Raw genomic sequence first — 16,535 nt, forward strand, 5'->3', positions numbered from 1 at the left:
CTGCTTTTTGAGAAGTTACTTAATTTCTATCTAGGCTATTATTTTAATTACGTTTTTTATTACCACCCACACGAGGTTTTGTGTTCGCTTTATTAAACTGACTTGAACCTGTATGTCGTGATAATGCAGGGCGATCACCTCTATTAGATGCGTTATGTTTATTATTTTGATATTTACCGCCAGCTTTGCCTGAGCTACGTTTCTCATCACGAGATTCTGGTGGCACTAGATGCTGCGGTGCTTTACCAATTAAATTTGCCATTCCCAATTTACGTAATGCTTCACGAATAATCGGCCAACCAGATGGATCATGATAACGTAAAATCGCTTTATGTAAACGACGCTGACGTGCACCTTTAGGTACTGGCACTTCATCTTGGTTATTTTTAATATTTCGCAACGAATTCATTTCAGTATGATAAATGGTGGTTGCATTTGCCATTGGAGATGGATAAAAATTTTGTACCTGATCTAATTTAAAGTTTTGCGACTTTAACCATATAGCTAAATTAATCATATCTTTATCTGTCGTACCTGGATGCGCAGAAATAAAATACGGAATCAAATACTGCTTTTTACCGGCTTCTTTCGAGTATTTATCAAATAGTTCTTTAAATTTATCATACGTGCCCATACCTGGTTTCATCATACGTGATAATGGGCCTTCTTCAGTATGCTCTGGTGCTATTTTTAAATAACCGCCTACATGGTGAGTAGCAAGCTCTTTAATATAACGAGGATCTTCAATTGCTAAATCGTAACGTACACCAGAGGCAATTAAAATCTTTTTAATGCCTTTAACCTGGCGAGCTTTTTTATAAAGCGAAATCGTTGGGCTATGATCGGTATCCATGTGTTTACAAATCTCAGGGTAAACACAAGATAAACGACGGCAGGTACTTTCTGCTTTTTTACTCTTACATCTTAATTTGTACATATTGGCAGTTGGACCGCCTAAATCAGAAATAACTCCGGTAAAGCCGGGTACTTTATCTCTAATTTGTTCAATTTCATTAATAATAGATTCTTCAGAACGACTTTGAATTACGCGACCTTCATGCTCAGTGATAGAACAAAATGAACAACCACCAAAACAACCACGCATGATATTAATTGATGTTTTGATCATATCAAATGCAGGGATCTTTTTATCACCATAACTTGGATGTGGTACCCTTTGATATGGTAAATCAAATACATGATCCATTTCTTTAGTTTCAAGTGGGATCGCAGGTGGATTTACCCAAATATGGCGATCACCATGGCGTTGAAATAATGCTCGAGCACAACCTGAGTTTGTTTCTTGATGCAAAATACGAGAAGCATGCGCATATAAAGGTTTATTTACCCTTACTTGTTCAAAAGCAGGCAGTTTTACATACGTATTTTCCCAAGGCTTTTGGCGTTCTTTTCGAGTTTTATGTGGCTGTATTAAAATCGGCTTTGCCACTTCTTCAGTTAAATCTATGCCCGTTTGTTTAAACTCTGATTTATCACAGCCAACATCATCAGCACCATACGGATTTGGAATAGGATCGATTTTTCCAATTTTATCTATCGCGGTTGAGTCTGAACCACGCCAGCCTTCTAAAGGCTCTTTACGAATAACAGCTGTACCACGTACGTTATGAATTGTATTTACAAGCTCACCACTTGCGATTCTATGTGCTATTTCAACCAAAGGACGTTCTGCATTACCGTAAACAAGAAGATCTGCTTTTGCATCAAAAATAACACTACGACGCACTTTTTCAGACCAATAATCAAAATGAGCAATACGACGTAAACTTGCTTCAATGCCACCAATCACCACAGGCACATCTTTATAAGCTTCTTTACATCTTTGACTATAAACTAATACAGCGCGATCTGGACGTTTACCACCCACATTATCTGGTGTATACGCATCATCATGTCGCATACGCTTTTCAGCAGTATAGCGATTGATCATTGAATCCATATTACCTGCGGTCACACCATAAAATAGATTAGGTTTTCCTAATTCCATAAAGGCTTTTTTATTTGACCAATCAGGCTGAGAAATAATACCAACTCTAAAACCTTGCGCTTCAAGCACTCGGCCAATTACCGCCATACCAAAGCTTGGGTGATCAACATAAGCATCACCAGTGACCACAATAATATCACAACTATCCCAACCTAATGCGTTCATTTCAGCGCGTGTAGTCGGTAAAAAAAGCGATGTATCGTAACACTCAGCCCAATATTTAGGATAAGAGAAAAGTCCGCTATGTGTTGATAAAGCTATCATTCAATGGCTCTAGTAAATGTAAAGGGTGAAGATTATACATGAGTTTGAACTTAAGGTGAATTGTTCGAATATTACACAAATGAATTAATTCTTAAAAACGACTTGTAAAATTTAAAAGAAATGAAGTAATACTAATTCTATTAACGAAGTGATCTAATATAAATTAGGATGAATTTTCAATAGCAAGGCGCTTAATTTACCAATTGCTGGCTATTGGGATTGAAAGCAACGCAGCTATTGTATATTTAGACTATTTAGATTGATCATATATTTATTTTAATTGGTCTAATCTAATTCATAATACAGTTGCACATTACAAACTGAGTTAACTCTTGTGTTTGTAAAGGTTTAGAATACATAAAGCCCTGTGCTTCATCACAGCCCAAATTAATTAGATAATCGGCTTGTTCTTGTGTTTCTATGCCTTCTGCTATTGTTTTTAAGTTCATTTTTTTACCTAAAGAAACAATTAATTCAGCAATAGCACCCGCATCTTTTTCTGGTATATCTTTGACAAAAGCACGATCAATTTTAATGTGGCTAATAGGGAGTTTTTGTAAATAACTTAAAGATGAAAATCCAGTACCAAAATCATCAATTGCAATCTCAATGCCATAGTCTTTTAATTCACTTAATACATTAATCACCGCTTGAGGGTCGTCCATTACAACGCTTTCTGTTACTTCAAGCTCTAAGCAACTAGGATCTACGCCATATTTATCTAATGTACTTTTTACTTGCTGAACATAGTTAGGGTTTCTAAATTGTGGAACAGACACATTTACGGCCATCCTTATTCTATAACCCTGAGACTCTAGCTCTTTTTGTTGCATGCATGCCTGTTCAAGCACCCATTGACCAATTTCAACGATTAGTCCAGCATCTTCTGCCAAAGGTACAAATATAGCAGGAGAAATGAATGTCCCATCACTAGATGGCCAACGTAATAAAGCTTCACAGCCAATCATTTTTAAATTTTTAAAATTAATTTGCGGCTGATACCAAACTTTCAATTTATTATCCGCAAAATCTTGTCTTAATTGACGAATAATACCTAAACGCCATATCATTTTTTCTTCCATTTCGGGAAGGTAAAATTCATAATTATTTTGAGATTTAGCTTTCGCTAAATTAAGTGCAATATACGCACTTTTTAAGGTTTGTAAGCCACTTTTGTTAAAATGTTCGCCATTACAAATACCAAAAGTAAAATCTATAGGTAACAAATGCTCACCAGCTCTTAAAGGTGCATGTAATAATTCATTTAACCTTTCGGGTTCTAATAAAGACTTTTCGATTACAACTGCAAATACATCAGCACCTATTCGTGATAATAGTGTGGCGTGAGGTAATTCGTCTTCAAGTCGAGTGACAACTGACTTTAATAATAAATTACCAATGTCTTGACCTAAGCCATTATTGATATCTGAAAACTGTGAAATATCAATTAAAAATAAACGACTACTCTGCCCTCTTTTTGTTGCATAGGTTGCTACTTTTTCAACAAAATCAGTTCTGTTAGATAATCCCGTTAAAGCATCTTTAAAAGCGGAGTTTCTCAAGTTATTAAAAAGCTTTATATTATCAAAACCCACATCTACATTCGTTAAAAATATTTTTGAAAATTGCAACTGCGCTTGCGAAGGAGGCGCTAACAATTCAATAAAAACAGCTGACTGTTGCTCATTAGCATTTAATATAAAGGTAATATCAAATTCTGTGATTTGAAGTTTTTTTTGTATTAAACTGTTTTGAATTTGGTGAATAGCACGGCCGTTATCCAGTTGCTCGATACCTAAGCCAATAGAACATTGATATTCTGCGCTACCACCTAATACAAGTAATTCATTATCAGTTTTAGCACATAAAACCCCTAAGGCAGGACAAGCCAAAATATCAGCAAGTTGCTTAACAACCGCATTTGAAAAATCATGGATGTCTGTGATACCAAGAATTGACTTTGACGCCGAAATGACCTTTTCTAGTCCAAGGCTTTGTTGGTCTAGCTGACAAAGTTGCTCATATGAACGAATAGCAGCAACTAAAGAAGTCACTAATTTACTACGGGTTAATTCTGTTTTTGTTTTATAATCATTTATATCGTATTCACGTATCACTTGCTCTTCAGGTGCATAACCTGGCTGGCCTGTTCTTAAAATGATACGGATATTATTATTGTTAAGGGTTTCTCGGATATGTTTTACCGCAATTAAGCCAGCATCGTCAGTTTCCATAACAACATCAAGTAATACAACAGCTATATTTGGATTTTCAGATAAGAAATCAATCGCTTCCTTACCTGAATAGGCATGAGAAAATCTGAGTGGTTTATCCCAAAACAAAACACCAGACAATGCTAGCTGCGTAACAGAATGAATTTCAGAATCATCATCAACTATAAGTACATCCCAAAATTCAGTATATTGAATCTCTTGTTCAGGTTCATCCTCTTGTAAAAACAGGAAATCATCACGGTCTGCTTCAGTCATGTCACCTCAATAATTAAGAAATTTTTACATAAATGTGAAAATTATATTTATTGTTATAATACTATTAATATAGATATTTGGAAGCGCTAAATATCCCTCAATCATTATAGTTGATAAATTATCAAAAAAATGTAGCGCACAAACAAATAATATCAATTGCATAGCAAGCAATTTTAGCTTAATTTCATCTATTACTACAGATTCTTAATTCATTAGATTGATAAATACTTCAAACTTTATAATATGCCACATTAGATATCATGGACTAAAAAGAGGATTAATGGAACGATTACTAAAATACGCTTTTATTTTTTTATTAAGCTTCATTATTATTGGCTTATTTTTACCAACGCAATATAACATAAAAAAAAGTATCAGCATTAATTCTTCCCCCTTGTATATTCACTATTGGGTAAATGATTTTAAGTATTGGTCAACTTGGTCACCATGGACAATAATAGACCCTTCTTTTAAAATCACTTTAGGTGAAAAAACCAAAGGCGTAGGCGCGAATCTAACATGGTCAGGCCAATCAGGTAATGGTGAATTAACTGTAACGCAAGTAAATAACTTAAGCGTGCATTATAATATTATTTTTAATAGCGAACATTTAGCAACTTCATCTTTTAGCTATAAAAAAGAGAGAAACAACACAACTGTAACTTGGCAAATAGAGGGTAATAATCATGCAACTGTTATTGCAGGCTATCAAGTATTATTAATAAAATATGTAATAGCTCCCAGCCTAGAATTAGGTCTCAAGAATTTAAAAAGTCAAACAGAAATGAATTCAGCAATAAAAAGCGACTCAGAAAATGGAACTTAAAGTATCGACCATAAGTGATAACTTATCCTTTATTATAAAAAAGAAATTAGGCACTGAAGTTCATAAAAGTGAACCGATACAACCTCTGCTCAAGCACGAAAATAACATTGCAGATAGACATGGTGTAGCGCCTAAATACACTTTTGATATGAGTGATACATTGCAGCAAAGAGCACAAAAAAGACAAAGGCTAGCACTATTAAGAAAGCAGCAGAATATTGAATCAATTATGTCACTCGCTTTAGAATATTGCCCTCAAGCAAACGCTGTTCAGGAACCTGATCCTGATTGGGTTGAGCGCTTTATTAGTTTGGCCGAAGATAGCTCAAATAAAAAAATGCAGAAATTATGGGCTAAAATAATGATGGGTGAAACCACTAAACCCGGTACTTTTTCTTATAAAAGCTTATTAACTTTAAAGCAAATGACTCAAAAAGAAGCTCGCTCATTACAATTATGTGGCAGTTTAAGTTCCCGTAGTCCAATAGATAATGGCAGCCTTATTTTATTAGGTTATTACAAAAAACCTTCTTTATTTAGCTTTTTACGTTTACAAAATAAGTGTCACTTAAATTTAAGCAAAGCTGGGTTAAACTTTCCTGACATTTTAACTTTGATAGATATTGATATCATTTATGGACAAGAAATAGAATCAGCGGAATTAAAATTTGGTGATGAATATAAACTCTTTTTCAAAAATTCAGAGTTAACTTTAAAAGCGAAAACATCAGGCTTAGTGTTTAATTATTATAAACTAACGCAAACAGGTAACGAATTAGCTCAACTCTCAAGTGCCACTATTAACAATCAATTTAAACATCAATTAGACTCCATTTTTAATCGAGATTTTGATTTGTTTTGGAAGTAAAATGTTAAATTTCAATACAAAAAAACCTAACAACATACATTAATTAATGATGTCTAATAACTATAGTTTAGGTATAAAAAAGTTTACAAAAAAATAAAATTTCTTTGTAAACTTTTAATATAAATATTTATAGCTTGGATTATATAGTTAGTTATTCAAACTATATAAAACCACTCTTTAGTACGGGCTAGAACGGAATATCGTCATCAAAATCAATAGGTGGTTCCATAGGAGCTGAAGCACTGCCAGTATTTTGAGGTTTAGGTGCAAAACCACCTTGCTGAGCTGGCGCTGATGGTTGTTGTGAAAAACCACCTTGTTGCGCTGGTGCTGATTGCTGCTGTGGTGTAAAACCACCTTGTTGAGCTGGTGCTGATTGCTGCTGTGGTGTAAAACCACCTTGTTGAGCTGGTGCTGATTGTTGTTGCTGTGGGGCAAAACCACCTTGTTGTTGCTGTGGTTTTTGATAACCACCTTGTGATTGTGCAGGTTTTTGGAAACCGCTGCCACCAGCTTGAGCGCCATCATTACGACCACCGAGCATTTGCATTTGGCCACTGAATTGGTCAACAACTACTTCTGTTGTGTATTTATCTTGGCCTTGCTGATCTTGCCACTTACGTGTTTGTAATTTACCTTCAACATAAACCTGAGAGCCTTTACGTAAGTATTCACCTACGATTTCAGCTAATTTGCCAAAAAATACAACACGATGCCACTCAGTTTTATCAACCATTTGGCCTGTGTTTTTATCTTTATAACTATCTGCAGTTGCTAAAGTGATGTTTGCAACTGCACCGCCATTTGGCATATATCTTACTTCTGGGTCTTGGCCTAAATTACCAACCAGTATTACTTTATTTACACCGCGAGCCATTAAGTACTCTCCTTTTATTTGATTATCATTAAGCAGCAACGATTTCTCGTGCTTGTTCAAGGTCAAATTCTTTATCTTTAACCTTTAAATATGTTCTATTTTCTTCTAAAACAACCGTCGCTTCAACCACGCCTTTTAATGCAACTAAACGCGTAGCTAAATCTTGTGCTTGTTGTTCTGTGCCTATTTCTGACAATAAACTGACTAATTTACTTCTAGGTGGAATTACCATACCTGAAGCGATAGCCATCCATATTACCCCAACCAAGGCCGCCGCGGCAAACACTGATTGCTCAGAATCAAAAGAAGCTATCAATCCACCCAAGATCCCACCTAAAAATGCACCAAAAAATTGTCCAGATGAAAATACCCCCATCGCAGAACCTTTTTGATTTGCCGGTGCCATACGAGACACCATGGCTGGCATTGTTGCCTCTAAATAATTAAAAGCGACAAAGTAACCCAACATACAAGCAGCTATGCCCAAAGATGATTCAGATACCAAGGTTAGTGTCATTAAGCTTGCAACCAAAAGTGCAATTGAGCCTATGAATGCTTGTTTCTCTTTTTCTTTTTTAATCGCAATAATCATTATAGGTACCATTAAAAAGAAAGCTAAAAATAATACAGGGATATACAATTTCCAGTGTTGGTCGGCACTTAAACCATCAGATATTAACTGACTCGGTAATACCACAAACATCGCTGTTAAAGTTAAATGTAATACCATCACACCAAAATCCAAACGTGCTAATTGCGGGTTTTTAACTATCTTTTTAATATCATCAAATACTGCTGATGTTTCACCTTTTGGTGCACGATTAACGGCTGTAGGCACCAAAGTCAGTACGATCACAATTCCACCCACTGCCAACATAGCTGTTAACCAAAATATACCACTCACACCATATGAACTTGCAACTATTGGTCCTAATAACATAGCAAATGCAAAGCTCAATCCGATACACATACCAATAACAGCCATTACTTTTGGTCTTTGTTCATCACGACTTAAATCGGCTGCTAAGGCTAAAACCGTACTAGCAATTGCACCCATGCCTTGTAAAGCACGGCCAAGCGTTACCATATAAATTGATTCTGCCATAGCGGCAATTAATGAACCAATCGCAAACAAAACTAAACCTGAAACGATAACCCGTTTTCGACCATACTTATCTGATAACCAGCCCATTGGCACTTGTAATAAAGCCTGTGTTAAACCATAAGCACCAATTGCAAGACCTATCCAAAAAGGAGAGAAACCTTCTAAATCTTGACCATAAATAGCCAAAACAGGCATTAGCATGAATAAACCTAACATGCGAAAAGCAAATACACTGGCCAATGTCACTGCTGTACGTTTTTCTAACGCATTAAGGGAAGATGAGCTCATATTATTTTTAACACTTATTTATAAAATAAATAGGGGAAGATTAATTGCTAGGAGTTTAACACAGATAATTAAAGTACATCAAAATGCAGTTAATAAAAATTTGATTTCACCCTAAACTATTTCATTCAATTTCAAAATAAAACAACTGTATAAATATCCACTAAAAGCATAAATTTAAGTTAGGATTATTTATTAATTGTGAGATACTCACTTTAAGATTAATAAAAATTAAAAGCGATAGTATGGACCAAATAGATATTAGAGGCGCAAGAACCCACAACCTCAAAGACATTAGCCTAACCATTCCTCGAGATAAATTGATAGTTATTACAGGCTTATCGGGTTCTGGGAAGTCTTCTCTTGCTTTTGATACTTTATATGCCGAAGGTCAACGTCGCTATGTTGAATCTCTTTCTGCTTATGCACGTCAATTTTTATCTTTAATGGAAAAACCTGATGTTGATCATATTGAAGGTTTATCTCCTGCTATTTCAATAGAACAAAAATCAACATCACATAACCCACGTTCAACCGTTGGTACTATTACCGAAATATACGATTACTTGCGACTTTTGTTTGCCCGTGTTGGCGAACCTCGCTGTCCTACCCATAGCTTACCTTTAACCGCGCAAACCATTAGCCAAATGGTTGATCATGTTTTAGAGCTAAAAGAAGGTACTAAAGTCATGCTACTGGCGCCCGTTGTTAAAGAGCGCAAAGGTGAACACGTTAAGCTTTTAGAACAACTGGCTGCACAAGGATTTATTCGTGCTAGAATTGATGGGGAAGTATGTGACTTATCGGATCCACCAACATTAGAGTTACATAAAAAACATTCAATTGAAGTAGTTGTTGATAGATTAAAAGTAAAAGAGGGTTTACAACTTCGTCTGGCTGAATCTTTTGAATCTGCACTGGCTTTATCAAATGGCGTGGCACATATCGCCTTTATGGATGAACCAGATAAAGAACATATTGTTTTCTCAGCAAATTTTGCTTGCCCTAGTTGTGGTTATGCTATGACAGAATTAGAACCACGCTTATTTTCATTTAATAATCCTGCTGGTGCGTGTCAAACCTGTGATGGTTTAGGTGTAAAACAATTTTTTGATCCTGACCGTGTAGTACAAAATGCAGAACTAAGCTTAGCTGGCGGTGCGATCCGTGGTTGGGACAAACGTAGTTTTTATTATTTTCAAATGCTACAAGCTGTTGCCAACCATTATAAATTTGATGTTGAAGTTCCTTTTAAATATTTATCGAAATCAGCACAAAAAGTTGTTTTAAGTGGCTCAGGTAAAAAAGAAATTGAATTCAAATACTGTAATGACCGTGGTGATATTGTTGTTCGTAATCATGTTTTTGAAGGTGTACTCAATAATATGAGCCGCCGTTATGTTGAAACAGAATCAAGCTCCGTTCGAGAAGAACTCGCTAAATACCAAGCTAATAAAAATTGTCCAAGTTGTTCTGGGGCACGTTTAAAAGAAGAAGCACGAAACGTATTTATAGGACAAACAAATTTACCTGATATCACAAAAATGAGCATCGGTGAAGCCACAGCTTTTTTTGATAACTTAAAGCTCACAGGTCAAAAAGGCCAAATTGCAGATAAAATACTAAAAGAAATCAAAGATAGATTATCGTTTTTAGTTAATGTTGGTCTAACTTATTTATCACTTGAACGCAGTGCTGACACTTTATCTGGCGGTGAAGCGCAACGTATTCGCTTAGCTAGCCAAATAGGTGCTGGTTTAGTAGGTGTCATGTATGTTTTAGATGAACCTTCTATTGGTTTACATCAAAGAGATAACGACAGGTTACTTAAAACGCTCACCTACCTACGTGACTTAGGAAATACAGTTATCGTAGTTGAGCATGATGAAGATGCCATCCGTAGCGCCGATCATATCATTGATATAGGCCCTGGAGCTGGTGTTCATGGTGGTTATGTAATTGCTGAAGGCCAATATGAAGATATTATAAACTGTAAAGAGTCAGTAACAGGGCAGTATCTATCTGGCGAAAAAGAAATTGCAGTTCCTAAAAATCGCCATCAATGTGATAACGACCCTGACGGTAAATGGTTAGAGTTGTTGGGCGCAAGCGGTAATAACTTAAAAAATGTTGATTTACGTATCCCCTTTGGCTTAATGACTTGTGTAACAGGCGTTTCAGGCTCAGGTAAATCAACCTTAATTAATGATACTTTGTATAAATTAGCCCATACCACACTTAATGGCGCCACTACAGAGGAACCATCAGCACATAAAGAAATTAAAGGTCTTGAGCACTTTGATAAAGTAATTGATATTAACCAAAGCCCAATTGGCCGAACGCCTCGTTCAAACCCTGCTACTTATACTGGAATATTCACTGCGATACGTGAATTATTCGCAGGTACACAAGAAGCTCGCTCTCGCGGTTATAAAGTAGGACGATTTAGTTTTAATGTGAAAGGTGGTCGTTGTGAAGCATGTCAGGGGGATGGCATGATCAAAGTAGAAATGCATTTTTTACCTGATGTTTATGTTCCTTGTGATGTATGTAATTCACAAAGATATAACCGTGAAACTTTAGAGATTTTATATAAAGGTAAAAACATTCATCAAGTGCTGGATATGACTGTTGAAGATGCTTTTACCTACTTTGATAAAATTCCGGCAATTGCACGTAAATTACAAACGCTAATAGATGTAGGCTTATCTTATATTCGCTTAGGGCAATCTGCTATCACGCTTTCGGGTGGTGAGGCACAAAGAGTCAAGCTAGCAAAAGAACTATCAAAACGTGATACAGGTAAAACATTATATATTTTAGATGAACCTACAACTGGCTTACATTTTCATGATATTCAACAATTATTAGCCGTATTACATAGGTTACGTGATCATGGCAATACTATGGTGGTTATTGAGCATAACTTAGATGTCATAAAAACAGCCGATTGGATTGTTGATTTAGGCCCTGAAGGTGGCTCAGGTGGTGGTGAAATTTTAGTATCGGGTACACCTGAAGAAGTCGCAGCACACAAGAAATCATTTACAGGGCATTATTTAAAACCATTATTGAAATAACTTTCTTAATAAATTCAAAGTGAAATCATTTATTATGATTTCACTTAAAACAATAAAATAAGGGATGTCAAAAATTGGAATATTTAGTAAAAACATGGATAAAGCTTAACACCCTTCTAAAAACTATATTTAATCGCTACAGTCTTATTAGTTTTTGTACCTATGAAGCTATGGTTATTTCCTAGCTTAATAATAAGTACAACTTTAATAATGGAGTTTTGGCCTAAATTTACAAAAATATGGCACTCGTTAGAGGGTAAAGCCATTATTTTATGCCGTCATAGCTAATTTTGCATTAGCCACAGCTGCCTCTGTTTTAAATGAAGTAGTCTCTGTTTCTGCATCTCACTTTACTTATAATATTTCAATCTTACTTTATTTACCTATCTGAATTTTAGGTATTAGCTTTATTGTTCTGTTATTAATGCAATCATTTATGCCTTTTTTATTTATTATTACTCTTATTTGCAAAATCTTTTGGCATTAAGTCGTAAAGTTAGTAAGTAAAAGTAACTATACTATGATGACTGCTTTAGCTCGTTTTAGCTTATCTGCAATTGTATTGTCACAATTAATCATATCTATAGATGATGGTAAGTCGGTAAAAGCATTTACTTTAGGGGTAGAGCGAGGTATATACCCAAGCCACTTCAAGATGTGAGGTTCAGGACTGCTGAGCAATTCATGATCTAGGCGCATCTTTGCATTAATGGCTACTCCCTTAAAAAAAGATGGACCGGCAATATGCTCCTGCATTGCTCTAGTACCTACATCCATGCAGGCAACAACGAGCATGATTTGCTCAGAAGTCCCTGTAAGGTTGGTTTATAAATGCTTTATGCAGCGTTATTGATTTTGAAAAGGGAATAACCATATTCTTCAATCAATGCCTTGCCTAAAGCATTTCTAATTCCAACTGAATCCTGCATCTTGAAGTGGTTTGGGTATAAATTCTAGCGCTGATAAATCACCTCCTGACATAAGTTCAATATCCGTAGAACAAAAAAACCTACTAACGAGTAGTGAAGATGAATTCGAAATATTAGATTTATATAATCATTAAGCAAAAAAACTATTAGCTGATTTTGTATTTGAGGTTGAAGCAGATAAATACTCACGCTGCCAATTTGATAAAAAACAAAGTTGTAGAGCTTAATGATTATGAAATACTAGAAATAGTCAAAGATAAAGATCAAACATATGGTTATTCATATATAGTAAAAAATATATTTCAGCTGCATTCCCTAAATCTTAACTTCTGACCAGATACCAAAAAGGGTGATTTGCATTATTCAAATCACCCTTTTTAACTCTATTCTATTTTATAAGTTTATTCATAGGAATTAGTCTTGCATATAATTTACTGGTAATGGCAATTGTGCAACACCTGAGTCTATAGCTGCTTGCGCTACTGCTAAAGCAACATGAGGTAATAAACGCGGATCCATAGGCTTAGGTATGATGTACTCATCACCAAACTCTAATGAATCAACGCCAGCTGCTTTTAATACTTCTTCTGAAACAGGTTTTTTTGCGATGTCTCTAATTGCGTGCACTGCAGCAATCTTCATTTCATCATTAATTTGACTTGCTCGTATATCTAATGCACCACGGAAAATAAATGGGAAACACAATACATTATTTACTTGATTAGGATAATCAGAGCGACCAGTTGCCATAATTAAATCTGTTCTAGCTTCATGTGCTAATTCAGGCTTAATTTCAGGATCAGGATTTGAACATGCAAATACAACAGGCTTATCAGCCATTAGCTTAAGATCATCTGCTGATAATAAGTTAGGACCTGATACACCAACAAATACATCAGCACCTGAAATAACATCTTGTAATGTGCGTTTATCTGTATTGTTTGCAAATAACTGCTTATATTCATTTAAATCATCGCGACGTGTATGAATTACACCTTTACGGTCTAACATATAGATGTGTTCACGTTGTGCGCCACATTTTATTAATAATTCCATACATGCGATAGCTGCTGCTCCGGCACCTAAACATACAATCAATGCATCATGTATATTTTTACCTTGTACTTCTAAAGCGTTTAGCATGCCTGCAGCTGTTACAATTGCTGTACCGTGTTGATCATCATGGAATACAGGAATACTGCAACGTTCAATTAATGCTTTTTCAATTTCAAAACATTCCGGTGCTTTAATATCTTCTAAATTTATGCCTCCAAAAGTATCTGCGATGTTCTCAACAGTATTGATAAAGTCTTCTGTTGTTCTATGTTTAACTTCAATATCAATAGAATCTAAATTAGCAAATCTCTTAAATAAAAGTGATTTACCTTCCATAACAGGTTTTGATGCGAGAGGTCCTAAATTACCTAAACCTAAAATAGCTGTACCGTTAGTGATCACAGCAACCATATTACCTTTAGCAGTGTATTTATATGCATTATCAGGATCGGCTGCGATTTCTCTAACTGGTTCCGCAACGCCAGGACTATATGCTAAAGCAAGATCATTAACTGTTTCTGCTGGTTTTGTAAGTTCTATACTGATTTTACCGGGAACGGGTTCAGCGTGGTATCTTAAAGCTTGTTCTTTAAAGTCTGACATGATGTGAGTTTTTCCTGCTAAGAAATTAAAATTGTGAGAGATAAAAACAGTCGCTACGATAGCCAATATAATGTAGCTATTATAATTTAACCAGTAAATACAACAATACTTATATTATCTTTAAATTCAAGTAAAAAAACACACTTCAACATGAATTTTTATAAACTTACTTTTTATCTTAACTTTAAGCGAAATTAGTCTTCTTTTCTCCGAATTTACAAGAAAATACAACTTGAAATTAATTATATTAAGCGTAGTAAAGGTTGCAAAACAACCTAAAATATTTTTTTTGATATAATAAATTGATTATTTATAACTAAAAAATAAAATAAACAAAATGAAATGATAAAACGAAAATATTTAGATTTTAACCACACTTTCAATCAATTTAACGACTTGAATTACAATTAAGGTCATTTAATATACTTAACGTCAAAAATTTATATGAGTTATTCTTTCTATAATGTTACAAAAATATTCATTTTTATTGATGGAGGTTTTAAGGTGTATCATATTTATTATGGCAAGATAGACAGAGTTATATATGACTTATTAGTAATTGTAGATAAGTTACTTGGAGAATCTGCATCTTTTAATTATGCCAATTCTATTAAGTTAGTGAAAAAGATAAATGAATACATATAGACTCTCATATATTTCAGGCACATCGAATAAGCTGAGGCCCCCCATTCTCACCGAACCATACGAACTTCGAATACGGCTCATGTATTTTCCACATTTTATCAACTTGTTTTCTAAAAACTGACGTAGCAAGCCACTCTGTATTTAATTATTCTATTGAATATAAATCAAACTCTTTAAGCCATTTACTCGGATCCGGAAAAAGCTGCACTTTTATTTATTGGGATCATTAAATAATCTCATAAAATAAACCACATACTATTCCACCAATTTAATATAGAATTCTTTTAGTTCTTAATTTCAAGGAAATTGATTGAAAACACATTTAGGTCGCCGCCCCTTTACTGCTATGGAATTGCACGCTTTATTTAATGGTTATATTTACTCAGATAGCAAAATTTCTAGAGAACAACCTAAACACTGGCATTTTTGGCTGCCTGTATTAGCTTATTACACTGGAGGTTACAGTGATGAAATTAGCAGACTTACCCTAAACGATATTATTAAAATCGATTCCAACTTATATTTTCACTTTCATACTCATGGCAAAATTAAATCCCGTTTAGTCCCAATTCATACCGGTTTAATAGATGCAGGCTTAATAGTCTTCACTGACTATCTCAAAAAGCAGAACCAAAACAGACTGATGTATGATTTACCCGCTAAGTCTGGTCGTTATAGCGAAAAAGTAAGGATTTGGTTTTCAGGTGAAGGTGAGCGTAGTGGATATTTACAAAAATGTAGGATTCCAAATATAGATCATGATGGTCGCAAAGCTGCTATTAGCTCTTTCCGTCTAAACTTTGAAGAACAAATTCGTATTTTTGCTATTCAAGCGAAAAATAAAGATGCATTCCATTATTTACTAGGATTTAACGAATATACCCTTGCTGAATTTAATAATTCGCAACTATTAACAAATGTTGTTAACCAACTTCGTCCTCTTTCAGCAAAGATCTCTTGGCAACGCTTTGTTGCGCGTGAAAAAGTTTAATACTTATAATCGAGCAACTTTTATCTTTTCACTTTCGTTTACGTTTTGTTACCAACAAAGACACTGCAAACTTTATTGCACACACTAAATTTGTTATTTTCAATAAGAATCTAATAATTATTTAATGCTCCAGGGAACCTTCATGAAAAATAACAACATATCTATGCTTAAAAAAAGCATTATTGCTTTTAGTATAAGCTTTAGTCTGCCAGGTATCGCGCAAGCTAATGAGTTTCAAGTAGCTAAAGTTGCCAAACCAAGCTTTCAACATGTTAGCTTATCACTCGATCCGGCCAAAGATAACTTTTCAGGTTCTACAATAATTGAGCTCGAAGTACTTAAAAAGACTAAAGTCATTGAATTAAGTGGTAGAGACTACACCGCACAAATCATTAAACTTATGGGCGATAAAAACTGTGATATGACAGCCACTATGCTTGAAACTCACAAGGTTAGCTTAGCGTGTGAACATGAAATTAAACCTGGAAAATAGTAACTTCTCAAAAAGC

The 16,535-nt window shown here is 34.8% G+C and carries 11 protein-coding genes; 5 read left to right on the top strand and 6 right to left on the bottom strand.

The genetic code is table 11. From position 1 onward, the window contains the following. Window positions 1-43: 43 nt before the first annotated feature. Both CJF42_RS21920 and CJF42_RS21925 read right to left on the bottom strand, forming a co-directional pair. Window positions 44-2,272, bottom strand: a complete 2,229-nt coding sequence (locus tag CJF42_RS21920) for a YgiQ family radical SAM protein (protein ID WP_095368712.1) — start codon at window positions 2,270-2,272, stop codon at window positions 44-46. Window positions 2,273-2,562: 290 nt separating this feature from the next. Then, window positions 2,563-4,761 (bottom strand): bifunctional diguanylate cyclase/phosphodiesterase, encoded by a 2,199-nt coding sequence (locus CJF42_RS21925; RefSeq protein ID WP_095368713.1) that lies wholly within the window; start codon window positions 4,759-4,761, stop codon window positions 2,563-2,565. A gap of 280 nt (window positions 4,762-5,041) precedes the next feature. On the opposite strand from CJF42_RS21925, the gene CJF42_RS21930 reads away from it, so the two are divergent. Then, complete coding sequence (locus CJF42_RS21930; RefSeq protein ID WP_095368714.1) at window positions 5,042-5,587, top strand: SRPBCC family protein; 546 nt, start codon at window positions 5,042-5,044, stop codon at window positions 5,585-5,587. Continuing rightward, window positions 5,577-6,455 carry a TIGR03899 family protein gene (locus tag CJF42_RS21935; protein ID WP_095368715.1) on the top strand — a complete coding sequence of 293 codons (879 nt, stop codon included), beginning with the start codon at window positions 5,577-5,579 and terminating at the stop codon, window positions 6,453-6,455. The genes CJF42_RS21930 and CJF42_RS21935 overlap by 11 nt, the downstream gene beginning before the upstream one ends. Window positions 6,456-6,642: 187 nt before the next feature. On the opposite strand, the gene ssb is transcribed toward CJF42_RS21935, so the two are convergent. Next, window positions 6,643-7,332, bottom strand: a complete 690-nt coding sequence (gene ssb, locus CJF42_RS21940; RefSeq protein WP_095368716.1) for a single-stranded DNA-binding protein — start codon at window positions 7,330-7,332, stop codon at window positions 6,643-6,645. 28 nt (window positions 7,333-7,360) lie between these two features. Continuing rightward, window positions 7,361-8,725 (bottom strand): MFS transporter, encoded by a 1,365-nt coding sequence (locus tag CJF42_RS21945; protein ID WP_095368717.1) that lies wholly within the window; start codon window positions 8,723-8,725, stop codon window positions 7,361-7,363. A 242-nt stretch (window positions 8,726-8,967) separates the two neighbouring features. On the opposite strand from CJF42_RS21945, the gene uvrA reads away from it, so the two are divergent. Next, on the top strand, window positions 8,968-11,802 hold the full coding sequence (gene uvrA / locus CJF42_RS21950; RefSeq protein ID WP_095368718.1) for an excinuclease ABC subunit UvrA: 2,835 nt from the start codon (window positions 8,968-8,970) through the stop codon (window positions 11,800-11,802). Window positions 11,803-12,315: 513 nt separating this feature from the next. Here the strand turns inward: uvrA and CJF42_RS26945 are convergent. Beyond that, entirely contained in the window at window positions 12,316-12,597 is a 282-nt protein-coding gene (locus CJF42_RS26945) for a hypothetical protein (RefSeq protein ID WP_170940705.1), read from the bottom strand. Window positions 12,598-13,145: 548 nt separating this feature from the next. Next, window positions 13,146-14,390 (bottom strand): malic enzyme-like NAD(P)-binding protein, encoded by a 1,245-nt coding sequence (locus CJF42_RS21960; protein WP_095368719.1) that lies wholly within the window; start codon window positions 14,388-14,390, stop codon window positions 13,146-13,148. Window positions 14,391-15,345: 955 nt separating this feature from the next. Here CJF42_RS21960 and CJF42_RS21970 point away from each other — a divergent pair. Together CJF42_RS21970 and CJF42_RS21975 are read left to right on the top strand one after the other, a co-directional pair. After that, window positions 15,346-16,026 (top strand): site-specific integrase, encoded by a 681-nt coding sequence (locus CJF42_RS21970; protein ID WP_095368721.1) that lies wholly within the window; start codon window positions 15,346-15,348, stop codon window positions 16,024-16,026. 142 nt (window positions 16,027-16,168) lie between these two features. Then, window positions 16,169-16,519: a hypothetical protein gene (locus tag CJF42_RS21975; protein WP_095368722.1), complete on the top strand. Its 351-nt coding sequence runs from the start codon at window positions 16,169-16,171 to the stop codon at window positions 16,517-16,519. Window positions 16,520-16,535: the final 16 nt, after the last annotated feature.

It is taken from the genome of Pseudoalteromonas sp. NBT06-2, from assembly GCF_002276045.1.
Taxonomy (GTDB): Bacteria; Pseudomonadota; Gammaproteobacteria; order Enterobacterales; family Alteromonadaceae; genus Pseudoalteromonas.